Below are 23,644 nucleotides of genomic sequence, written 5' to 3' on the forward strand. Positions count from 1 at the left end.
CGATCACATCCTCTGTTATTTTCTTGGTCTTGCAATAATTTTAATTGGAGTTCCTTCGAATCCAAAAGCTTCACGAAGCTTATTTTCTAAGAAACGCTTATATGAAAAATGCATTAGCTCAGGATCATTTACAAACACAACAAAAGTTGGCGGCTTGATCGCTACTTGAGTTGTGTAATAGATTTTTAAGCGGTTGCCGTTGTGAGTAGGCGTAGGGTTCATTGCTACTGCATCCATAATCACATCGTTTAAGATGCTTGTTTCTACACGCACCGCATGGCTTTCGCTTGCAAGATCAATCATTGGCAATAGCGTATGCGTACGTTTTTTCGTTTTAGCTGAAAGGAATACAATTGGAGCATATGTTAAGAACTGAAAATGCTCACGTATATTTTCTTCAAATTTTTTCATTGTTTTCTCATCTTTTTCTACTGTATCCCATTTGTTCACAACGATGACAACAGCTTTTCCAGCTTCTTGTGCATAACCAGCAATTTTCTTATCTTGTTCAATAATACCTTCTTCAGCATTTAATACAATTAAGACAACATCTGAGCGTTCAATTGCCTTTAATGCGCGCAGTACGCTGTATTTTTCAGTACTCTCGTACACTTTTCCACGTTTTCTCATTCCAGCTGTATCAATAACAACATATTCTTGATCTTCTTTTGTAAACTTTGTATCAATGGCATCGCGTGTCGTGCCGGCAAGATCACTGACAATAACACGGTCTTCACCTAGAAGAGCATTAACTAATGAAGATTTTCCTACGTTAGGACGACCAATCAATGAAAATTTAATGACTTCTTCTCCGTAATCTTCGTCTTTTTCTTTTGGAAAGTGCTTAGCTGCCTCGTCTAGCAGGTCACCTAAACCTAAACCATGCGTTCCTGAGATTGGGAACGGTTCTCCATATCCTAGTGCGTAGAAATCATAGATTAATTCTCTCATTTCAGGATTATCTACTTTATTAACAGCTAGGACAACGGGCTTTTTGGATTTATATAAAATTTTCGCTACTTCTTCATCAGCTGCAGTAATTCCATCGCGTCCATTCACTAGAAAAATGATTACGTCCGCTTCATCAATTGCAATTTCTGCCTGCTGTTTGATCTGTTCTAAAAATGGCTCATCTCCAATATCAATACCGCCAGTATCAATAATGTTAAAGTCCAAATTCAGCCACTCACCTGAACTATAGATACGATCACGAGTTACACCCGGAATATCTTCTACAATAGATACTCGCTCTCCTACAATTCGGTTGAAAATTGTTGATTTTCCTACGTTGGGACGACCAACAATCGCAATAATTGGTTTTGGCATACGATTCTTCCCTTTCCTTGATCTTTTTTATGTATAGGCAACCAGTCTTTAATCGACTAAAGGTATTTATCTACATGTACAAATAAATAAGATCATTCGTTTTTCAAAAATTGAGGCCATGCAGCGTGGCATGACCTCTACTAATCGATCATAAGCGATAAAGCAGGCTTTTTATCAGCTCTATTTTACACCAAGCTGATTAACTGCCTATCCGCTGAATAAGCATTACTCTTTCAATCAAACAATTTTATCAAAAATCACCGGTAACAACAATATAATTTTACGAAATCTCTTCTTCTATTTGTAAGTACTTTGCTTTTGCCTGTGAGACTTCAGCACGTACAAATCTAAATAAGCAGAGAAATAAACCAGCATCTCCCAAATAAACATAGCTCCTACTGCTGTTGCTAAAACGTCGAGCGTCCGAAGAGACCCTACTTCATAAGATGCAATATCTCGAATGACAACTGCGTATAAAAAATCTCCTCCAACTACACCTAAAATGATCGCTGCGAATCTTTTTTCAGCATCTTTAATCACCATAAAGCAAATATATAAGATAAGTCCAGTCAAAATCCACTTACGATCAATAAAAATCCACACAGGATCATAGAGCTCAAGTAAACAAAAACCAGCATAGGCAATTATTATAATGCCGCATACAATAACATAATATAACTGCTGAAACCTGCTGTAGCCTGAAGCATAAATACACGCTACCCCCACTAAAAACAAAGCGGTGTAGCTACATGAAAACTGAGCCGTATGCATGTTCATTCCGCTTAGGAGTATACTGATTAATATAATGGCTGCTACCTTCCAACGCCTAGGTGTTTTGGGCATAAGAAAAGTCGCAACAATCCATCCCATCCACGAAAGCCAATAAAAGAAAATTCCGTCCACTGAATATGGCACCTCCTCTACCTGTCATCAGTATGTATCAATTTTGGCAAACTTAATCGGAGTTTTAGAATAGAACCCCTTATTTTGGACAACCTATCAGAAAAAAGGAGGGAATATAAAATGGGAAAAGATCGTCAAGAGAAAAAATTAAAGGAATCAAAACGAGTTGAATCTGACCGTGATCAAGGACTTCACTATCCGGGAGCCACCAGCTTGCAAAGTCCTGAAGAAGCGCGCGAGTTAAATGATCATAAATAAAAAAATGCGCTGACTAAGTCAGCGCATTTTTTATTTTAAAACTGGATGTGAAACAGGATAGGAACGTTCTTTCTTTCCTGTAAACAAAAAGAGAACTCCTCCCACTAACAATAGTGCTCCTGACAAATAAAATCCAAATTCCATACTTCCAAGTTTATCTGCAAAATATCCGGTAATGTAAGGTGCAAAGATCGATGACAGCATGCCGCTGAAGTTGAAAAAACCGTACACTTTAGAGTACATGGACGATGGAGTAATATCCGCCATATACGAAATCAAAATGGGATCTAATGCTAATTTCCCTATCAGACCGTACACACTTAAGCCGATTAATAGCCAAGAATAACTCTCTGTATAGGGAATAAAAAATTGACATAAAGCGCCCGCTACTGACAAACTCACAATTAATGCTTTTTTATTTGCAATTCGATCAGATATATATCCAAAGAAGATTGCTCCTGGAATAGACGCCCACGGTACTAAAGATGCTATGATGCCTGTTTGAGACCCTTCTAAGCCACGCGAGTGCTGCAAATAATAAGGAAGCCACGTCAGCATCCCAAAAAATCCGTAAAGAGAGCAGAAGATTAAAATGTATACGAAAATATGATTTTTTGTAAATAATACTTTTAGCGACTGCTTTGTTTCTTTATTTGGCGAATTTTTTTCTTGATCCCTTTGCTTATCTTTTACAAAGAAAGCTATTAAAACAGCTATTACTATAGTCGGAATAGCAAATAAGTAAAAAGTAAACTGCCAGTCTTTTTCTAACGTATATGTAATGTATGTAGAACCGATAAAACCAAGCGATATACCAAAAGCCATTCCACTATTGATGAGCGCCGACACTAGACCTCGGTATCGTTCAGACGTGATGCTTGAAGAAATTCCGTATTGTGAACCATAATACGTTCCTTCTCCAAGTCCTGTCAGCGCCCGCATGAGTAAGAACATACCGAAAGTAGTTGTAAGTCCTGTAAAAAATGTGGCAACTCCAAACAAGATGTATCCAGCTACTAAGATCTTAACGCGACCAAATCGATCTGCCAAAAAACCCGTTGGAATTTGCATAGCTGCATACGCTGCAAAAAATACGGTAGACATTAGGCCAAGTTCCGCTTTATTAAGGCCCCACTGCACACCGATATCTCCCATAACCGGAGATAAAATATTACGATCTGCATACATGAAAACCCAGCCTAAAAAGAAAAGAAAAATTGTAAATATAGGATGTCCCTTTTTCATTACGCCACCTCTTTTTCTGATTTTTCTGTTTATTTAACCTATTATAAGGGGCTAACGTTTGGGATTTCATGCTTTTTGTCACTTCTTCTGCCCACCTTTTTTGTTTTTTTAAATAAAAACGCGATCATTCATCTTCTAAAGAAATAAAAAAGCATGCAGTTAACTGCATGCTTTTTTATGATCTGTTATTAAATGTTTCTATAGATACATTTCGCTGAGTCAGCCAGCTATGGGTATCTCCTGTAATAACTAGAGGCATTTGCTGAAGTTTAGCAATAGAAGTTGCTCCTAGCGCAGCCATGATAAACGTTAACTCCTCATGCAGCTCCGCTATCTCTTCTACAACTGCTTCTAAACCTGACTTCATTAAAATGGATAAAAAATATCCTGCCATTCCCGTTGCAGAAGCTCCTAACGCAATAGACTTAGCAATATCCATAGAAGTTTGAATACCTCCTGAACCAATAATGGACATACCCTCTACGTGCTGAGATACTTCCGCTAAAGAAGCTGCTGTGGAAATTCCCCAATCATTAAAGAAGTGAAAATGTTTTGCTCGTCTTTCATTTTCGATTTTCGAAAAATTGGTACCACCGTACCCACCAATATCAACGATTTCAACACCAACATCTTTAAGTTTTTGCACTGCTTGAGCGCTCATCCCAAAACCTACTTCTTTGACAATTACAGGAACGGTTACTTCTCGGACAATGCGTTCAATACGACGTAATGCATCGGTAAAATCACGATCTCCCTCTGGCATGACCAGTTCTTGTATAACATTTAAATGAATTTGAAGTCCATTTGCTTCAAGCATATCAACCGCTTTTTTAGCTTGTTCAACTGTAGCTTCACTGCCTAGGTTGGCAAAAATAATTCCGTTAGGGTTTTCTTGACGCACTACTCTGTATGATTGTTCTTCCTTTTCATCTTTAATCGCAGCCATCTGCGATCCAACGGCCATTGCTAATTGACCATGATGAGCAATTTGAGCAAACGAACGGTTAATCCGTTCCGTTTCTTGTCCGCCTCCGCCCGTCATAGCATTTATAAAAATTGGCGAACTTAACAAAAGTTCGCCAATTTTTGTATCAATATGAACATCGTGCACGCCTGTATTTGGTAAGCTATTATGAACGAAGCGAATATCATCTAGCCCATGCAGCCGATGCTGTCCCGTTTGAATCGCATGATGAATGTGATCAATTTTACGTTTTGCTCTGCTCACAAATCATCACCATTACTTATCTTAATTTTTTTAATTGATCTCCAATCATATCACCTAATTGGAAGCCTTTTGACTCTTCTTGTAATTCATAGTCACCGTAATCTTCTTGCTCTTCTTCCTCAAGGTCACGAATGCTTAACGAAACGCGTCGTTCTTGTTCATTCACATCAAGTACTTTCACCGTCACTTTTTCGCCTTCAGAAAGCACTTCATGCGGTGTCCCGATATGCTTATGTGAAATTTGAGAAATGTGTACAAGTCCTTCTACTCCAGGTAGAACTTCCACAAAAGCTCCAAAAGATACAAGTCTTTTAACGGTTCCATCTACTACATCACCTTGGCGAAGCTTCGTAGAAATGTTGGACCATGGACCTTCTAACGTATCTTTAATAGATAATGAAACACGACCCGTTGATTTGTCAACAGATAATACTTTGACTTTCACAGTATCTCCCTCAGCTACTACGTCTGAAGGCTTTTCTACACGCGTATGTGAAAGCTGAGAGATATGCACTAGCCCATCTACTCCGCCTACATCTACAAACGCACCAAAGTCTGTTAAGCGCTGAACGGTTCCTTCTAAAACCTGACCTTCTTTTAATGACTCAAGAACATTTTCTTTTTGTTGTACAAGCTCTTCTTCTACAACTGCACGATGCGAAAGGATCACGCGATTTTTGTCTTTATCTAATTCCACTACTTTGACTGTAAGAGTTTGATCTTGATATTCTGCGAAATCATCAACGAAATGAGTTTCAACAAGAGAAGCTGGAATGAACCCTCTTACACCAATATCTACTACTAATCCGCCTTTGACAATTTCTTTGACTACCGCTTCAAACACTTCACCTGAAGAAAGTTTTGCTTCTAAACCGTCCCATGCTTTTTCAGCATCTACAGCCCGTTTAGATAGCACAAGCACATCGTCTTCCACTTTAATTACTTTCGCTTCGACTTCGGCACCTTCTTGGATTACATCCCCTGCTTTTTCAATATGTAAGCTCGCTAATTCACTAATTGGAATAATACCGTCTAGTTTGCTGTTAGGTACATCTACATACACTTGCTTTTCTTCTACTTTTGTAATAGTACCTTTTACTGTTTCCCCTACTTCTAATGACGTTACCTCTACTTGATTCATATCTTCTGTCATCGTCTTTTCCTCCTCCAATATCCATCTACAATATGTATTCCCTTGTAAGAGTTCTTCACTCTTTTAGCTCATCATTATTGTATATAGCTCTGTATAGAAAAAACTCTCTTTGTTACTAACTTCTAATAAATAGAATCTTTTGTCAAGTCATAAGGTTACAAACTATTGATATTTTTCAATTAATTCACCAATGCTTTTCATAATAACTTCGGTTACTTCCTCGGCTGATGCCTTTCGTTCACGAAGTTCATCCATCTGAATTGGCGGTCCGTACACTACTTTTAACCTTGCAAAACGCTTATATGGACCAATAACAGCACAAGGAACAACAGCTGCTTTTGAACGCAAAGCAAAAAAGCCTACTCCAGCCATTCCTTTTCCTAATTTTCCATCTTTACTTCTTGTTCCTTCTGGAAATAATCCAAGCACTTTTCCTTCTTTTAAAATCTTTAACCCTTGGCGCAAAGCTTCACGATCTGCCATCCCGCGCTTTACGGGGAATGTTTCTAACTTTGGCAGAACCGTCTTCAGAAAAGGTGCTTTAAACAGCTCTGCTTTTGCCATAAACGAAATAGGCCTTGGACATGTCACACCTACAGTAGGCGGATCTAAGTTGTCAATATGATTTGAACAAAGCAAAACTCCGCCTTCTGAAGGGATATTTTCTGCACCGATTACTTCATAACGATAAACTGGTGTTAAAATGCCTTTTACAATGGCACGTGCAAACATATAAAAGCTCAAAATCATCCAATCCTTTCTTTTGTAATAGAAAGTATTTTTTCTACAACTCCTTCAATCGATAGGGAAGTTGTATCGATTTCAATTGCATCTTCAGCTTTTTTAAGAGGTGCTACTTCGCGCTCAGAATCCAGCTTGTCTCTGCGGGCAATTTCTTCTTTTAAACGTTCTAAATTTGATTCAAAACCTTTTTTTATGTTTTCGTCATGGCGTCGCTGTGCTCTTTCATCCACAGACGCTAATAAAAAGATTTTAACTTCTGCGTGAGGAAGCACGTGTGTACCGATATCACGTCCATCCATTACAACGCCTCCATCTTTAGCAAGGCCCTGCTGTCTCGCTACCATCTCTTCACGAACTGCACGATGTTTCGCTACGATGGATACAGAGTTAGTTACTTCTGCGGAACGAATTTCACTTGTAACATTCTGTCCATTTAAGATGACTACCTGTCCAGATTCAGACGGCTTTAAATCGATTACTGTTTCGTTAAGTAAATGCAATAGCTCTTCTTCATTTTGTAAATCTACCTGGTTTTTCTGCGCTTGATACGTTAGAGCACGATACATCGCTCCTGTATCAACATAAATATATGATAAGGTTTCTGCTATAATCTTTGCCACTGTACTTTTCCCAGCAGCTGCAGGACCGTCAATTGCGATTGAAATTTGTTTTTCCATAAGTGCCTCCCTTAATTTCAAAACAGGAACAAACCACTTTCATCTTTTATACAATGAGCCATTTTATATGAAACGTTTATAAACGAAAAAAAGAGCAGGGGGTCTTCTCCTGCCTGGTGTTCACTGCATGTTTCTTTCCTAGTTATTCTACCATACGTCCGACTACTGGTCGAATGTTTCAATAATTTCATTAAAATTATTTTTGCTCACTCCCTCATACTGAATAACCTTTGAGAAATATGTACTGTGACTGCTAGATAGTAAAATACATTGAGCAATTATTAAAAATACAAATTGAATAACCACTAATTTAATTAAAATTCGTTCTACTCGATTCACCTTTTTTCTCCTTTTGTAAGAAGTAATACCTTTGCTTACAGTTTAGGAAAGAGAAGTTTTTTTTATACGCTAAAGAAGTCCTTTTCTTCTTAGGTCGAGCTGACGCTTTAAGGTATAACGAATCATCATTTCTTTCGTTTGTTTTTCCATACCCATAAATTTAATAGATAGCTGACCTACTTTACAAGAAGTCGGGGCGGTAATTCGTACAACTTCCCCTTTTAATTCAAGATGCAGCAAAGCTCCCTCACGATTAGGAAGACTTAATCGTACAACAACCGAATCTTTCTCATTAAAAAGCAGCGAGTGATGGAAGGAGCCGGCTATTCCACCCGCACTGATGTTTTTAGTCATGATTTCCATTACGTTCTGCTGTTCTTGTTCACTTTCTACCACCGCCTTCACTGTAAGCGGCACACGGAAAAAATTTCTTCTTTGGATCGATTTTAACTTTTTATCGCCCGGGTAAAAGAGCTTCACAACAGGCATGCCTTTTATTTCACGCCCTGTTACTTCAGTTGGAAAGGTATATACATTTTGATCGTATCCAATAAACGTGGCAAACAATTTTGTACCTTTTAGTAAAAAAGCACTTCGCTGCGTTTCTTCATTTAGCGGATAGCTAATATAAATCACTTCTTCCGTAAACTCAACTACCTTACATCGATATGTTTTTTGTAATGTAGACTCTCTGTGCCCGCTCTCTAACGTCAACCTCATTCCCGCTTTTATCATCTTCTCTCTTCTTCAGTTCCACTATATACACTTTTTCCCTTTATTCAAACATAGTCAAATATGTTTATTTTGTAAATAAAAATTAGTTATTTAGACTCAATAAAATATTAAAAAACACAAAAACCGGTGTCTATAGACACCGGTTTTTATCAACTTTACACTTCATTATATAAAGGTTCTGAGTTTTGCAGTTTTTCGACTTTTTCTTCAAAACCCGTATCGGCATTGATAAAGATTCGATACGTGTCATTTTTTATTGTCCCTAAAAACTCATAGCATAGCACTTCTTCGTTTAAATCATTCGTAATAATTGCCAAGCGGTCTTCCATCACTTTTACGTTCGAGTTCAGCTTGGTTTTTGCCTGTTCTTTCGAAATTTTAGGTTTTGGAATATCTCTCGTACGATGTTTTAATAAGAAGTCTTTAGCTGAGAAACCAATCACAGATCCATCTTCTAAAGACATTTTCATTTTAACTGAATCCGGATAAATCCGAACTCCGCTTTCCGTTTGCTCTACGAATGTAAAGACTCCCATGTTATCGTATTGAGCACTTTCAGCCATCACTAGGCTTTCAAAACGATGATCTTTTAAAAACTTATTCGCTTTGTTCATAGCATCGTTTAAACTAATATTTTGTTTTTTAATATCTCGATCTTCGAGCACCCAAAGCGGATATCCGCCTTTTTGTGTAATATCCATATACGTCTCTTGTTTAGTCTTTGGATCTGTAATGGTTAAGCTGTACGCCTCATAATCAGCGTCTTTTCCGCTCTTTACAATATGAATTTGTTCATTTCCTTTTAAATTCAAAAACGAACGCGCCACTTGTTTTGCAACATCTTCACTAACTTCTCTACCTTTTAATTGGTGAAAAGCGTTTTTTTCCTGCTCATTCGTTGCATTCATAACGCCTAAATCTGTTTCGGCAAAAGAATCCATACTTTTTTCAACGGTTTTTAATCCGTCAATAATCGTATTGTCCCCTTGCTTTTCTTTTGTCGCTAAGGCTAGCTCAACATCCATCCAGCGCAAGTTATTATCAATGACTAGATGCTGTACTTGGCGCATTTCATTTTGAATTTCGCCTGACTGATCATAAAGCGAATTTAACGTTTTATACTCTTTATCTGTTAAGGGGGATTTGCTTAAATCCCTTACCGCCACTTTATACGTAAAGTCACCAACATCTGAGAGAAACTCTTCTGTTTTATTGAACGGTAAAAGCGATAAAGGCAGCTGTCCTACATTGTTATGAGCTTCAGAAGTTAAACGCCATACTTCTGCAAGCGCGGGCGAAAGCTGATCTCTCGAACTCATGGCGAGCGTGCCACCGATTTTATCATTTAATAAATCTAGCTGATATGACAAATCATGAAATGCTCGTTGATACGTATTCTCGGCTTGAAGCAGCACAGCATCTTTTTCTTGATGTTCGCTGTACCCCCAATACCCTACACCTACAACACCAATAGCTAATAATACAATTAAAATTGTGCGAATCATGTTTCCTTCACCTCTCTTTATCGACAGAAAATGTGTTTCCCGATTTGCTTAATTTGAGGACGTGACCAAATCCATGCGCTTGTTGCTGTATCCGGATTAAAGTAATAAATCGCATTCCCAGTAGGATCCCATCCGTTAATCGCATCCATAACCGCTTTTTTAGATGTTGGATTGGGTTCAAGCCAGATTTGTCCATCTGCTACGGCAGTAAATGCACGCGGTTCAAAAATAACTCCAGCGACTGTATTTGGAAATGACGGACTGTTAACTCGGTTCAAAATAACGGCCGCTACGGCTACTTGGCCATTATATGGTTCACCCCGTGCTTCACCATGCACGGCATTTGCCATGAGCTGAATATCATTTTGTGAAAAGCCGCTTGGTACATTCACCGCTGTTGGCTTTTGTGCTTTTTCTTTCTGTTGTTCAGAATTTCCTTTAGACGTATTACGCTGCGGCTGACTGGCAGGTTTTTTTGCTTGAGAAGATCCGCTTTGTGCTTTTTGCTGACCATTGTTCCCCCTGCTTTTCCCACTGCTACCGCTTCCTTTAGACTGTTGATCAAGAGGCTGACCGCCATAGTGCGTAAACTTATTCCCTTTTCTAATTTGATTTTTCACATAGTTTTCGTGATATTTTGTTGCGTTGGCTAATTTAATCTTTGTTTGCCAGCCTGCTAAACCGTCAATCTTTTTAATGCCAAATTCATATTGAAAATTGCGCAGTGCCCAGTATGTGCTCCATCCAAATACACCGTCAATTTTCCCGTTATAATAACCTAAATACTGAAGTCTCGACTGCAGCTCAATAACATCATCTCCAACTGCTCCGTGTTGAATGACTTGATTTGAAAACGCGTGAGCGGCCTTTGGACTCACCACGGACGCTGCAATAAATGAACATATGCATATGAGACATGCATACTTTTTAAAACATCGAAATGATAACATGACAAAACCTCCTACATCGTATGTAACTGATAAGATGATAGGAGTATTTTTTGTAAAGGTTGTTTTTTTATACAAGATGCGCAAAATTTACCGAAATGAAAAAAACTCAGCTCATAAATCTCTCAAAAAAGATTTACAAGCTGAGCCTAGACAATCGATGGCTGTTTGGCCTTTTTTACTTTTCTTAATGCCAGCCACCATAAATAAATCATAAATGGAATAATAATAAATACCCAATGATCCATTGTTTTTAAAATATAATCATATGTTCCATGTAAAATGAGCGGCACAAATACGGAGTACAGCGTCCACTTCGTTTTTTCCTTTCCTTCAGAAAACTTTGCTTTCCCTAAATAATACCCCATAATGACGCCGAATAAAGCATGACTAGATACAGGTAAAAAGGCTCTTCCTAGCGCTGATTCTAAACCATTTGCAAATAAATATAAAATATTTTCAACGGTAGCAAAACCTAATGAAACAGCTGCTCCGTAAACAATTCCATCATAATGCTCATCAAATTCCACATGCTGATAAATCGTGAAATATAAAATGAACCATTTGAAAAATTCTTCTAAAAAGCTTGTCGTAAAAAATGCTTGAAGAAAAGGTGATTGAAAAACGTGTTCTTCACCAAATACATATTGAATAAACATAATTGGCAAAACAAGCATTGCTCCAAAAATAAATGTTTTTAATACCATTGAAATAGGCTCAGTTTCATATTCATCTTTCAAATAAAAAAAACTTAACAATGCCAATCCTGGCGCAATGCCTGCAGATACAATCGCCAACATAAATAGCGCCTCATCTCCTCTATTTTTTTTAATAGTAACATGTTATCTTTAGGATGAAAATCTCCGTCTATAATGTCCTTACCTTTATATGTAAATGCTCACATAACTTGCTGTCGATTTACAAAGCCTAACAAAGACCTTAAACAAGTATACCAAAAAATGTATCATACTTATATGAAAAATTGAAAGGAGCTCTCTATGAAAACTGTTTATATTCTTCACACCGGCGGCACAATCTCTATGAAAGAAGACATGGCAACTGGATCGGTAACACCAGATATTCAAAACCCGCTTCACCGCTCAACATCATCTGTTTCAGGTATGGCCAATGTAATCGTAGAAGAAGCATTTCATCTGCCTTCTCCTCACATTACTCCTAAGGAAATGCTTATACTTTCAAAGAAAATACGCGATAAAATTAATGAAGGCAAAATTGATGCAGTCGTGTTAACTCACGGTACGGACACCCTGGAAGAAACCGCTTATTTTTTAGATTTAACAGTGCATACAGATATTCCAATTGTCTTAACTGGAGCCATGAGATCAAGCAATGAAATTGGTTCAGACGGTCCTTATAATTTTATATCTGCGGTTCGGGTGGCTATTAGTGACGGTGCAAAAGGAAAAGGTGTCTTAGTTGTGATGAACGATGAAATTCATACCGCTGAAAATGTGACCAAGACCCACACAAGCAACGTGGCGACATTTCAAAGTCCTCAGTATGGACCAATAGGATTAATTACAAAACGCGGCGTATCTTTTCACCACATGCCTACAGAACATGAATTTTATCCTGTTAATCAAATAGATAAACAAATCACCTTATTAAAAGCTTATGCAGGTATGGACGACCACTTGTTTCAAGCAGTGGCTTCAATGAATGTTGATGGACTTGTAATTGAAGCCCTCGGTCAAGGAAATCTACCTCCTCTCACAATTCCAGGCATTCAATTGCTTTTGAAGCGAAAGATACCCATCGTGCTCGTTTCTCGCTGTTTTAATGGAATTGCTCAAGATGTATATGGATATGAAGGCGGCGGCAAGCAGTTGAAAGAGATGGGCGTTATTTTTTCAAATGGCTTAAATGGTCCTAAAGCACGCATTAAACTGTTAGTTGCTCTCCAAGTAACAACGAATCATGATGAGCTGCAGCAGCTATTTAATCATTAGTAAAACAACGCATAGAAGCCTATGCGTTGTTTTTGTTGATAATATGAGAAGCAATGGATTTTCCATGAAAACGTCCATTTTCGATAAAAATCTCATTAGCATTGTTTCCTGCAGCAATCACACCAGCGATATAAATTCCTTCCACGTTTGTTTCCATTGTCTCTTCGTTGAAAGAAGGGCGGCCTGTTTCAGCATCTAATTCCACACCCATTTTTGTTAAGAACGAATGATCAGGATGATAGCCAGTCATCGCAAAAACGAAGTCGTTACGAATCGTAGATTCTTTCCCTTCCTGCTCATATGTTACCGTTTCATCCGTTATTTTCGTTACATGAGCATTAAAATGCATCCCAATTGTTCCATTTCGAACCAGTGCCTCAAATTCAGGCAATATCCAAGGTTTTACGCTAGGGGAGTAATCTGAGCCACGATAAATAACCGTCACCCTTGCATCACACTTCACCAATTCCAGAGCTGCATCGACGCTAGAGTTTTTTCCGCCTATAACGACTACATCTTTATCAAAGTACGGATGCGCTTCTTTGAAATAATGAAATACCTTTGATAACTCTTCACCAGGAACATTCATATAATTAGGATGATCGTAATAGCCCGTAGCTATAATGACATTCTCCGCTTCATACGTCTCTTTAGATGTTGTGACAATAAATTGGTTTTCCGCTTGTTTGTCTACTTGCAAGACACGTTCAAACGGCTGAATTCGAATTTGCCTGCGCTTCACCACTTCTCGGTAGTAAGCAAGAGCTTGGTTGCGCACAGGCTTACGATTTTCCGTAATAAAAGGGACATCCCCAATTTCTAGTTTTTCACTCGAACTAAAAAACGTTTGGTGGGTCGGATAGTTATAAATGGCATTCACGATATTTCCTTTTTCAATTACAAGGGCATCAATACCTGTATGTTGAAGCTCAATAGCCGCTGAAAGGCCGCATGGTCCTCCCCCAACAATAATTACTTTTTCTTTCTTCATGCCTGTCACTCCTTCAGTTGTAAACGCACCTTTTTTTATTTTAACGCAGTGTAAAACAAAAAAATCTCCTCATTAATGATAGGAGATTTTTTCTATTTACGCAATTGTTCTGCTGTTCTGTTTTTAAATCCAGCCTCTGAAACGAGAGCCTTCTGCCATTTTTCTTACGCCTATCATATAAGCAGCTAGACGCATGTCGACTTTTCGAGTTGTAGAGGTTTCGTAGATGTTATTAAATGATTTAACCATTACTTTTTCAAGCTTTTCTTCTACTTCTTCTTCCGTCCAATAATAACCTTGGTTATTTTGCACCCATTCAAAATAAGAGACTGTTACACCGCCGGCACTGGCCAAAACGTCTGGAACTAATAAAATTCCTCTCTCTGACAAGATGCGCGTCGCTTCAAGAGTTGTTGGTCCATTTGCTGCTTCTACTACAATACTCGCTTGAATGTTATGGGCATTTTCTTCTGTAATTTGATTTTCAATCGCAGCTGGAACTAGGATGTCACAGTCAAGTTCAAGCAGCTCTTTATTGCTGATTGTATTATTGAATAATTTCGTTACTGTACCAAAGCTATCGCGTCGATCTAATAAATAATCAATGTCTAAACCGTTAGGATCATGCAGCGCTCCGTACGCATCGGATATCCCTACAATTTTAGCGCCAGCGTCGTGCATAAACTTAGCTAAAAAGCTTCCTGCATTTCCAAACCCTTGTACTACTACCCGTGCACCTTGTAATTCAATGCCTCGTTTTTTCGCTGCTTCACGAATACAAATAGTTACTCCTTTTGCAGTCGCTGTTTCACGGCCGTGTGAACCACCTAAGACAAGGGGCTTTCCAGTAATAAAGCCCGGTGAGTTAAATTCATCAATCCGGCTGTATTCATCCATCATCCAAGCCATAATTTGTGAATTTGTAAACACATCCGGCGCTGGAATATCCTTTGTTGGTCCAACAATTTGGCTAATCGCACGAACATATCCGCGGCTTAAACGCTCTAATTCTCCAAAAGACATATTTCGAGGATCACAAACAATTCCACCTTTTCCTCCACCGTAAGGAAGGTCAACGATTCCACATTTTAAACTCATCCATATAGATAGAGCTTTTACTTCTTTTTCAGTTACGTTTGGGTGAAAACGAATTCCGCCTTTCGTAGGACCAACTGCATCGTTATGCTGCGCTCGGTGACCTGTAAAAATCTTAACTGATCCGTCATCCATACGAACAGGAATTTTTACTGTCATCATTCGTAATGGCTCTTTTAATAGTTCATACACTTCATCAGGATAGCCTAGTTTTTCTAACGCTTTATGTATCACTGTTTGTGTAGATTTTAAAACATCATGCTTCTCTTCTTGACTATTTTTACTGTCTTGCATCTTGTCGGCTACCATCTGTAAACCTCCTAAAATGTATCGAAAATTATTCGTTTTTAATTGAATGGTGCTTCTTTCATGACATAGTATACACCCTTAGTTTTACATTGCAAAGGAAAATATCGAACTTTTAGTATTTTTTGTGTTCTTCTAAGAAAACGCTTCCAATAACTTTGCAAGGTATGCTACAATGTTTTAAGTCTGCCTCTTTTCTAGTATGCTTTAATCGTTTTAAAAAAATAAAAAACACCCGGTGATAAAGAACACTTTCAACAACTTTGTACAAGCTGAAAGTGCTGCCACTCTTATTTTAATAAAAGTGCTTTATCCTTCACGGGTGTAATTATTTCAATTAAACAGTTAAGAAAAGACAGAATTAATATACTCCAAAGCTCTCTTTTCTACTAACATTTTTCCATATTCATTTACGCGGTGCTTTGTAATTGTAGAGGGATTTCCATACTCCGCCAAAACCGCAATCATATTCCCAACTTCAGCCGGTGACAGCATGTGATAATCCAACAGCACGTAAAAACGTTTTTCAAATGAATAGAGCACGCTATCCGTATCGTAAAAGTTTGACATGCGTTTGGTCAGCTGAATGACATCTTCAAATGAATCAAACTCAAAAAACATGTCTTCGCTTTCATCTAGCATGACCTGCATTTCAATGAAGTCTTCGAACTCGTCTTCATCGAACTCACCGTAGCTGGTTTCTTCTTCATACTGCTTTGTCACAAATACAACCATTCCCTGTGCTTGAAGTGAAAAAACTTCTACAGAAAGAGAATTTGTAGGTTCAAAGTTCAGTTCTTGAGAAGCTTGCTCTATCATCTCACGAAAAAGCTGTTTTACTTTGAATGTATCTGTCCATAGATCTTCTTTTGTTAACCCTCTTTCTTTTAAATCATCGTAGGTCAAAAAAACTTTTAGCTTATTATAGTTTAGTCGTTCAAGCCTCATTAGCGTCCCTCCCCGCTTGCACTCATAACCACATGGTTCGATAATGCAGTATATGTATTTTTTGGAAAACGGTTCGTGATGTTTACTTACGAGTTTACAGGTTTATGATAGGAAAGACAAGCTATTCTCAATCAATTTCTGCTAATTTTTTTGTTAGCCAGCTGTTCCACTCTTCTTTTGTATTTCCTAAAATAAACGGCTGAGCCTCGCCTTTTCTTTTGCTATCTAAACCATCAAACACATAACCGCCTAATCCTACTTTGAGATGCGGGAATTTCTTTATCATTTGGTTCGTCAAATTTAGTGTTTTCTCGGCATTTTCCATCATTGTACATGACATAAATAAAAACGTTGGGTCTACTTCTTTAACAATTAACTCAACATCTTTATCTTCAATGCTGCTTCCTAAATAAATAACCTCAAACCCTTTACGGCGTAAAAATAGCGTAAAAACTAGGAGTCCCACTTCATGTGTCTCATTAGGTCCGCATACAGCAATCGCTTTAGGCAATAAGCCATTTGAAGGCAGCGAATAAAAAATCATGCTGATACGCGTTTTTAATACTTGAGTCGTATAATGCTCATGAGCACTTGTGATTTGCCCTTTTTCCCACATGTCTCCAACCGTCACGAGTAGAGAACCCAAAATATCAATAACCACTTTTTCTACCGAATACAGGCTAAAAGCATGATTAATTAAATCCTGTGCTTTTCCTTCTTCAAAAGATAAAAGCATCGTTAACAGCTCATCCCTAATTTTTTGAGGGGAATCTACTTCTCCTTCTTCTTCAAACGTTCCTACTGTACTGCTTTCCGTTTCTAATAGCGAAACCGCTTGACTGATGGTAAAACCTCCGCTCACTTTTTCCGTGAGCCATTTTAATTTCCGCAAGTCTTCTTCTGTATATAACCGATGCCCGGATTCATTGCGGACAGGATTTAAAATTTGATAGCGTCGTTCCCATGCACGCAAAGTTCCCGGCTGGATTCCGACCATATTTGAGATGGCTTTAATATTATACTTCCCTTCGTGAGCCATACGTAACCTCCAACTACTCTTCGTGAACTGTATCTATTAATTGAATTATAGGATAAGTTATCCTTTGTGTAAAATTTGTATATGCTATGTAAAGAGTTTGTTCAAGGCTATTCTTTCCTTTTTAAAGTGATATAATGCGTTTGAGCTCTAGCTTGTAAACGGAGAGGCAAAGAGGTTGTACCATATCCGTTACTGACAAAAAGAGGAATCTTTCTTTTTTCTTTCAGTCCTCCTAATTCATACATACCCAAATTAAATAAGCGTATCTGTCCCCCGTGTGTATGCCCGCTCAAAATTAAATCTACTTTTGATTCCTCATCTACATAATAGATAACATCAGGATTATGGCTTAGAAGAATGGTAAGCTGCTCAGGTTCAATGGAAGAAACAGCTCTCTTTAGATTCATCTGACCTTCTGATAAATCATCTACCCCCGCAAAGTGGCATGTAGTACCATCTTTAGAAACGGCAAAGACATGCTCATTTTTAAGGGCAATAACTCCTTCATCTCTAAGCATCTGCTTCAATTGCATTTGACTTACTTCGTAATCATTATTTCCCCACACAAAATAGACGGGTCCTAGCGTTTTAAGATGTTGAATATTTTGACGAGCCCGCAATAAAGGGACTCCTCCTTCTAGTAAATCACCGCCTATGATCACAAAATCTACTTCGCACGGTATTTTTTCCAACAGCTTCGACGAAACTGTTCGCTTATGTATATCTGATATAAAAAACAGGCGCAAAGGCTGCTGATTTTCAGGAAATCTTGATAAATGAATCGTTCTTTCTTCCACATGTGTACGATGGGCTTCTGAAAACATAAAAATCAGCAACCCTATGCCTAACGCTAAAACCATTAAAAGAATAACCATATATTCTCCTTCTTTTCATTTTATACCCGATGTGTTTCTCTTAAAGAAGAAAGGGCATAAATTATCGCAATTGTTAACAAACCTACTACTTGATAAAGCGCAATTGCACTTAACCATAAAATTCCTATCACACATAGACATGAAACAAGGTATTCATGCCATTTTACCTTATAGCCTTTTAGAAGCAACCGACTTTGCAGAAACACTTTACGAACTGCCGTCGACAGACAAAAAAGAGCCGTGAAAAACAAGATTATAACACTAAACACATCTAACGGATGTAAAATCATTTGAATAAGTAAATAGGTTAACGAAGCTTTTGAGCCTACAGCCGTTAAACTGCTGATATAATAACTGCATAACCACGCAGCCAGCAAGTTAAACCAATCCCTCACAAAAAAACCCCCTTCACTAAACTTCTATGTAAAAAGAGGCTTTTTCATGCGATTCTATTTGTTTTCATGATATAAATTAATTCCATAGGTTGACTGCATCCAGCGGAACGTTTCTTTTCGGTGCTCCCATGTTTCAGGCGTCGCCCATAGCTCTTTGCTTCTTTTAATAATCTCACAGCGCAAATCTTGGAAAGTCTTTTCTGCTTTCTCGCTTTTTTTCTGCAGCTGTACAGTATAAAAGTAAAGTGAGACGGTAAGCAATAGAAACATCAAATGTCCCATGTTGCCTAACAAAAATGAAAAAAATTCGCTAAACGTCGTAAAAAAATCGCCTTGAAATAGGAAAAAAAAGTAGCTAATAACAACCGTTACACTGGCTAAAAACAAAAGCTTCCATTTTTTCTCTTTAGCTTTCAGCTTATTGACTGTCTCTTTTCTTTTAATAACGCTCGCTAATATATATTGAAGTGTTTCATCGCTTTCAAAGTCTATCACTTTGTTTTCCATCATTCCACCCCCTCGTATGCTAGTACAACATATGAGGGAACATAAAAGATTATGTGGATAGCACTGAAAATAATGGCTGTTTCCTTAACTTTACTGAATTAGTTCTTCTGGCTGTGCAGATTCCCCTTTTGATTTTCGTATCTGCAGGCCCAATAAAAAATCAATGAGAAAATGAGCAAAAATCGTGACATACAAATTTTCAGTCCACCAAAAAAGCAACCCTATTAAAAAGCTTAAAAACACAACCGAAATAAAAAGAAACCACTTTTTTAAATATCGAATGTGAACGAGTGCAAATACAATACTCGCCCAAAAGAGGCCAAACTGAACTTGTATAACCCCTCGAAATAATATTTCTTCTGAACATGCAACGATTAGGCAAATAAGGATCAGATGAGGAACAGAACGATTAGCAAATAAACGTTCATTGATCCCTCCGTCATCGTATAAATGCTCAGGTACGCATTTCATTAGAAGTATATCTCCTCCTACTACCAAGAGAGCTGTTCCTCCCCCGTACAATAAAATAGAAGACCAATCCAGCTGAAAAAACTGCAAAAAGGAATTCCATGAATCGAATGTGAAAAAACCGATGCCTAAAGCAATGAAGCAGATGAGCAGCTGTGTTACATATAAATTTTTAACTAGCTCTGCATCTGTCATAGATGAAATAAGCTCTTGCTGTGATTTTGCCATTATATCTCTCCTTGACGAAGCAAACGAGCTAATTCTAATTCCCAGCCTTGAAATGTCCATTGCTCCTGCTCACCATTTGTTTCTTTATAGTTTTCTAAATCCAGGCCGCAGCAATCGCAACAGTTCTCAAGCTCTGATTTTCCCGTTTCATCGAAATAGCCAAGCAGCACGTGACGACGGCATTCTTTTGTCTCAATAAACCCCTTCATCGCACGATACTTGTCATGTTTGTTTCGAAGACGTTTATTTACAGCTGCAACAATCGTTTCATGCAGCGATTCAGGAATTTTCCAGGGTTCAACATGTTCATTTTTCACTACATTTTCTCTGTACAAATAATAACGAATAAATCGCCAATGTGTTTCTTGAACACCCACTGTATAAAGAAAGTGAGACTCTACTTGTTTTAAAGGAATGGCCTGATCATGGTTTCGTAAATACGACAAGCAGTATAAGATGCTATCTGAAGAAGGAAGCTCAATTTCAAGTAAAGAATGAGCAAAATCATCGTCTCCTTCAGCATAAAGCAAGATCGCAATACTGTTTCGCTGATCGCGTCCACTTCTTCCAATTTCCTGTACATATGCTTCTAGCTGCGTAGGTGTATGAAAATGAATAACAAACCGAACATTCGATTTGTTAACCCCCATTCCAAATGCACTTGTGCAGCAAATGATATCAAGCTGATTTTCTAAAAATTGCTGTTGAACAAGCATTCTTTCATTCGGTTCCATTCCTCCGTGGTAATACTGCACTCGCTGTATCCCATTTTCCTTTAGAAGCTGTGTTAATGCTTCTGTCCAAGATCGGCTGGAACAATAGATAATTCCCGGACCTTGCAGTTCACTAACGTACATCAGTAACTTCTCTTTTTTTTCTTCAATACTTGCAACAAAATCAACTTTCATCGCAATATTACTTCGATTCATGGAATAGATGTGCTCGTTGACAGCAGGAAGCGATAAGTAGCGCTTAATATCTTCCACTACTTCCCTAGTCGCAGTTCCCGTTAGTGCCAGACATAGCGGACTGCCAAGTTCCTTCCATATATCTCCTAGCTGTAGATAATCTAAACGAAAATCATGTCCCCACTGAGAAATACAGTGCGCCTCGTCCACAACGAAAAGGCCTACCTTTGCCTGCTTTAATGCTTCTACTACAAAACCATTTTGCAAAATTTCAGGAGATGCATAAATAAAACGATAAAAAGCTAAATTTTTTAGCGCTCGTTGTTTTTCTTCTTGTTGTAGGAAACTATTTAAGGCAATAACTCGCTTTTCTCCGCTTGCCTTTAGTTGTTGAACTTGATCTTCCATCAGTGAAATTAAAGGAGATACAATCAGCACCGGTCGGTTCAACAAATAAGCTGGGAGCTGATAGCACAATGATTTCCCTGTTCCTGTAGGAAGAACCGCTAACACATTATGACCTGTTAAAATATCTTGAATAATCTCTTTTTGTCCTAGTCGAAATTGGCTATAGCCGAATTGTTTCTGTAGAAGTTGTTCTATCTTCACATCAAACACCACTTTTTTTAGTATCAGGTAAAATGTTTTGCTAATACGAGACGAATCTGAAAATAGGTAACGTCGTCTTTTACTTCTTCTTTTATCACCTTTAATTTATTTGTCCGCAAACCTTCAAAGGCTGCGATAATTTTTTCCTGCTGCTTAGGCGATACGTATGCATCGATTGAAAAAGATGGAACAAATAGAGCTAATTCTGCAATATGATCTTCAATGGTACTTTCTTTTAAACGCCTTATATAAGCAATTTCTTCAAGCGTCTTGCCTTTTTGAAGCCAGCTATACGTTTTTAACGTCGAGCTTGTCAAAGGCAATTCTAAATATAGATCACGTAAAAAAGAAGAAAGTACATGAAAGCGTTCATTATTTTTACTCACTTTTTCAATGATATGGTGAATAACCCCTAACAGTTGAATATGAACATAATGCTCATCGAGTTCATATTGATATGCTAACTGATTTTTTGTAAAGCCTACTCTTTGGTATCCAGTCAGCTGCAAAACAAAAAGAGACGCGTCCCGTTCCGTACAACCTTTCAAGCACGTTCGGAGCTCTTCGAATAGCTCGGCGGCTAACTCTTGACGCGTTTGCTTTTGAGACATAATATACGTTTTGACCCATTGAATGACCTCAGGATTTTTGGAAATGGGTAAAAACCCTTTTTGAAAATACTGTAGGTTTGATAAGGTCTGAATGAACAAAGTGATTCTTGCTAAAAATAATTGAGTACTGCTTGCAAATTTCCATCCGTCTAAAGCTGGATGAAAGGGTCGAGCCGTCAGTTCATCTTCAAGGCGTGCTTGTCCTTTATCTGTCATCACATACTTTTGATTTTCAGTTTCTTCAATATACTGCTGTTCTTTTAAATATGCAACGCAGGTTTCAAAAGACCGTTTATCTAAGTAAACAAATGACTGAAAAAGAAACGAAATTCCAAAAATTTTTCCATCTTGAATCGTTTGAGCTGACTTTTTACCTGTTAATAAATGATAAATACCATAGGCGGTTCGCTCACCTTTTAACTGTTTTATACAAAATAAAATGCTAACTTGAATATAATTCAAAGGTGTCAACTTCCTTTCTCATTCATTGTACCAAAAGTGACCAATAGCATGTGAGATAAAGGCTTTTCAGCTCTTTCCTTTATGTATCAAAACGTTTGGGTAAGTGAAGAAACCTTGATTTGATAAGCATTCTCAGTGACTTTTCTATTGAAAAGTTTTATAAATCATTTTACAATGAATAAGGAGAAATTTCACTCTTGATTCGCGAAGAGATTATATAATGAGAAATTTTCGAACACTTTACAGGAGGTCTTGTTATGCCAAAATATACAATTGTTGATAAAGATACTTGCATCGCATGCGGCGCTTGCGGAGCAGCAGCACCAGACATTTATGATTATGATGATGAAGGTATTGCATTCGTAACATTAGATGATAACCAAGGTGTAGTAGAAATTCCAGAAGATCTAGAAGATGATATGATGGATGCAATGGAAGGCTGCCCTACGGATTCAATTCGCGTAGCGGATGAAAAATTCGAAGGCGATGCTAATAAATTCGAATAAGTGTGGAGCAAACCTGTAGTGTACATGCTGCAGGTTTTTTTATATATAAAAATCGCTCTCCCCGGGAGAGCGATTGAATTAAACAGCAATGCGACGCGTGATCCATTGCTTCATTTTTGAAAACAATAAGACAAAGATAACCCCTGTTGCTGCTCCTTTTATTAAGTTAAACGGCAAAATACCTGCAACGATATATTGACGTGCTTGTTCACTAGACATTTCTGGCGATTGTAAGAAGATTGTATACGCTGGTAAGAAGACATAATAATTTAAGACAGCCATGAGTACCGTCATTACCACCGTACCCGTAACCAAACCTATCGTTACGCCTTTAGCCGTTTTAAATCGGTTGAACATGTATGATACAGGAAGAACGAACAGTAAACCAGCCACAAAGTTCGCCGCTTGACCAACTGGAACCCCTGTAGCACTTCCTTGAATTAAATAATTCAATAAATTTTTTATTCCTTCTACTATAACAGCAGCCATCGGTCCAAATACAAGTGCTGCTACGAGTGCAGGAATTTCGCTAAAATCAATTGTTAAAAACGGAGGTAATCCAGGAATTGGAAAATTAATCATCATTAAAATATAAGCAATACTACTTAACATTCCTAGTACAACCAGCTTTTGAGTTTTCTTACTTTGTTGCATCTTGCCTCTCTC

26 protein-coding genes are annotated in these 23,644 nt (G+C 37.9%); 3 read left to right on the top strand and 23 right to left on the bottom strand.

The window, feature by feature from the left end; all coding sequences use genetic code 11:
* Positions 1–15: 15 nt before the first annotated feature.
* Positions 16–1,326, bottom strand: a complete 1,311-nt coding sequence (gene der / locus AC1D0Y_RS02845) for a ribosome biogenesis GTPase Der (RefSeq protein WP_014458340.1) — start codon at positions 1,324–1,326, stop codon at positions 16–18.
* A gap of 297 nt (positions 1,327–1,623) precedes the next feature.
* The gene (locus AC1D0Y_RS02850; protein ID WP_028410735.1) at positions 1,624–2,229 is read right to left on the bottom strand and encodes a YphA family membrane protein; all 606 of its coding nucleotides are present in this window, start codon (positions 2,227–2,229) and stop codon (positions 1,624–1,626) included.
* 120 nt (positions 2,230–2,349) lie between these two features.
* Between AC1D0Y_RS02850 and AC1D0Y_RS02855 the strand changes: the two genes are divergently transcribed.
* A complete protein-coding gene (locus AC1D0Y_RS02855; RefSeq protein ID WP_016765475.1) occupies positions 2,350–2,487 on the top strand; it encodes a YpzI family protein in 138 nt (45 codons plus the stop codon).
* A gap of 30 nt (positions 2,488–2,517) precedes the next feature.
* On the opposite strand, the gene AC1D0Y_RS02860 is transcribed toward AC1D0Y_RS02855, so the two are convergent.
* The 10 genes from AC1D0Y_RS02860 to prsW form a co-directional block, all read right to left on the bottom strand.
* Entirely contained in the window at positions 2,518–3,732 is a 1,215-nt protein-coding gene (locus AC1D0Y_RS02860) for an MFS transporter (RefSeq protein ID WP_060745938.1), read from the bottom strand.
* A 175-nt stretch (positions 3,733–3,907) separates the two neighbouring features.
* A complete protein-coding gene (fni, locus tag AC1D0Y_RS02865) occupies positions 3,908–4,960 on the bottom strand; it encodes a type 2 isopentenyl-diphosphate Delta-isomerase (RefSeq protein ID WP_028410733.1) in 1,053 nt (350 codons plus the stop codon).
* A 16-nt stretch (positions 4,961–4,976) separates the two neighbouring features.
* Positions 4,977–6,113 (bottom strand): 30S ribosomal protein S1, encoded by a 1,137-nt coding sequence (gene rpsA, locus AC1D0Y_RS02870; protein ID WP_477707328.1) that lies wholly within the window; start codon positions 6,111–6,113, stop codon positions 4,977–4,979.
* A 162-nt stretch (positions 6,114–6,275) separates the two neighbouring features.
* Positions 6,276–6,863: a lysophospholipid acyltransferase family protein gene (locus tag AC1D0Y_RS02875; RefSeq protein ID WP_034276893.1), complete on the bottom strand. Its 588-nt coding sequence runs from the start codon at positions 6,861–6,863 to the stop codon at positions 6,276–6,278.
* Positions 6,860–7,534 (bottom strand): (d)CMP kinase, encoded by a 675-nt coding sequence (cmk, locus tag AC1D0Y_RS02880; protein ID WP_013059029.1) that lies wholly within the window; start codon positions 7,532–7,534, stop codon positions 6,860–6,862. Before cmk ends, AC1D0Y_RS02875 begins: the two co-directional genes overlap by 4 nt.
* A gap of 162 nt (positions 7,535–7,696) precedes the next feature.
* Complete coding sequence (locus tag AC1D0Y_RS02885; protein ID WP_477707329.1) at positions 7,697–7,873, bottom strand: YpfB family protein; 177 nt, start codon at positions 7,871–7,873, stop codon at positions 7,697–7,699.
* Positions 7,874–7,942: 69 nt separating this feature from the next.
* Positions 7,943–8,608, bottom strand: a complete 666-nt coding sequence (locus tag AC1D0Y_RS02890; RefSeq protein WP_060747017.1) for a flagellar brake protein — start codon at positions 8,606–8,608, stop codon at positions 7,943–7,945.
* 155 nt (positions 8,609–8,763) lie between these two features.
* Entirely contained in the window at positions 8,764–10,113 is a 1,350-nt protein-coding gene (gene ypeB, locus AC1D0Y_RS02895; RefSeq protein WP_028410729.1) for a germination protein YpeB, read from the bottom strand.
* A 17-nt stretch (positions 10,114–10,130) separates the two neighbouring features.
* A complete protein-coding gene (sleB, locus tag AC1D0Y_RS02900) occupies positions 10,131–11,063 on the bottom strand; it encodes a spore cortex-lytic enzyme (RefSeq protein ID WP_043976367.1) in 933 nt (310 codons plus the stop codon).
* A 146-nt stretch (positions 11,064–11,209) separates the two neighbouring features.
* A complete protein-coding gene (gene prsW / locus AC1D0Y_RS02905; RefSeq protein WP_028410727.1) occupies positions 11,210–11,860 on the bottom strand; it encodes a glutamic-type intramembrane protease PrsW in 651 nt (216 codons plus the stop codon).
* A gap of 198 nt (positions 11,861–12,058) precedes the next feature.
* On the opposite strand from prsW, the gene AC1D0Y_RS02910 reads away from it, so the two are divergent.
* Positions 12,059–13,030, top strand: coding sequence for an asparaginase (locus tag AC1D0Y_RS02910; RefSeq protein ID WP_028410726.1), 972 nt, complete (start codon positions 12,059–12,061; stop codon positions 13,028–13,030).
* Positions 13,031–13,049: 19 nt separating this feature from the next.
* On the opposite strand, the gene AC1D0Y_RS02915 is transcribed toward AC1D0Y_RS02910, so the two are convergent.
* From AC1D0Y_RS02915 to AC1D0Y_RS02960, 10 genes are all read right to left on the bottom strand, one after another.
* Entirely contained in the window at positions 13,050–14,021 is a 972-nt protein-coding gene (locus AC1D0Y_RS02915) for a YpdA family putative bacillithiol disulfide reductase (RefSeq protein ID WP_028410725.1), read from the bottom strand.
* A gap of 123 nt (positions 14,022–14,144) precedes the next feature.
* Positions 14,145–15,410 carry a Glu/Leu/Phe/Val family dehydrogenase gene (locus AC1D0Y_RS02920; RefSeq protein ID WP_370506064.1) on the bottom strand — a complete coding sequence of 422 codons (1,266 nt, stop codon included), beginning with the start codon at positions 15,408–15,410 and terminating at the stop codon, positions 14,145–14,147.
* Between the two features lie 357 nt (positions 15,411–15,767).
* Positions 15,768–16,370, bottom strand: a complete 603-nt coding sequence (locus tag AC1D0Y_RS02925; RefSeq protein ID WP_013084906.1) for a genetic competence negative regulator — start codon at positions 16,368–16,370, stop codon at positions 15,768–15,770.
* A gap of 127 nt (positions 16,371–16,497) precedes the next feature.
* Entirely contained in the window at positions 16,498–17,409 is a 912-nt protein-coding gene (locus tag AC1D0Y_RS02930) for a MerR family transcriptional regulator (protein ID WP_060747016.1), read from the bottom strand.
* A 107-nt stretch (positions 17,410–17,516) separates the two neighbouring features.
* The gene (locus AC1D0Y_RS02935; RefSeq protein WP_477707330.1) at positions 17,517–18,284 is read right to left on the bottom strand and encodes a metallophosphoesterase; all 768 of its coding nucleotides are present in this window, start codon (positions 18,282–18,284) and stop codon (positions 17,517–17,519) included.
* 20 nt (positions 18,285–18,304) lie between these two features.
* Positions 18,305–18,679, bottom strand: a complete 375-nt coding sequence (locus tag AC1D0Y_RS02940) for a hypothetical protein (protein ID WP_060747014.1) — start codon at positions 18,677–18,679, stop codon at positions 18,305–18,307.
* Positions 18,680–18,733: 54 nt separating this feature from the next.
* The gene (locus AC1D0Y_RS02945; RefSeq protein WP_427596695.1) at positions 18,734–19,186 is read right to left on the bottom strand and encodes a DUF2663 family protein; all 453 of its coding nucleotides are present in this window, start codon (positions 19,184–19,186) and stop codon (positions 18,734–18,736) included.
* A gap of 90 nt (positions 19,187–19,276) precedes the next feature.
* Complete coding sequence (locus AC1D0Y_RS02950) at positions 19,277–19,882, bottom strand: CPBP family intramembrane glutamic endopeptidase (RefSeq protein ID WP_060747012.1); 606 nt, start codon at positions 19,880–19,882, stop codon at positions 19,277–19,279.
* Positions 19,882–21,399, bottom strand: a complete 1,518-nt coding sequence (locus tag AC1D0Y_RS02955; protein ID WP_028410720.1) for a RecQ family ATP-dependent DNA helicase — start codon at positions 21,397–21,399, stop codon at positions 19,882–19,884. The genes AC1D0Y_RS02950 and AC1D0Y_RS02955 overlap by 1 nt, the downstream gene beginning before the upstream one ends.
* Before the next feature lie 23 nt (positions 21,400–21,422).
* Complete coding sequence (locus AC1D0Y_RS02960; RefSeq protein ID WP_098249266.1) at positions 21,423–22,472, bottom strand: YpbB family protein; 1,050 nt, start codon at positions 22,470–22,472, stop codon at positions 21,423–21,425.
* Between the two features lie 257 nt (positions 22,473–22,729).
* Here AC1D0Y_RS02960 and AC1D0Y_RS02965 point away from each other — a divergent pair, with 257 nt between their 5' ends.
* On the top strand, positions 22,730–22,978 hold the full coding sequence (locus AC1D0Y_RS02965) for a ferredoxin (RefSeq protein ID WP_013059046.1): 249 nt from the start codon (positions 22,730–22,732) through the stop codon (positions 22,976–22,978).
* Between the two features lie 78 nt (positions 22,979–23,056).
* Here the strand turns inward: AC1D0Y_RS02965 and AC1D0Y_RS02970 are convergent, their stop codons facing one another.
* Entirely contained in the window at positions 23,057–23,632 is a 576-nt protein-coding gene (locus AC1D0Y_RS02970; RefSeq protein ID WP_098331879.1) for an ECF transporter S component, read from the bottom strand.
* Positions 23,633–23,644: the final 12 nt, after the last annotated feature.

The organism is Priestia sp. P1_B12_1, assembly GCF_056406695.1.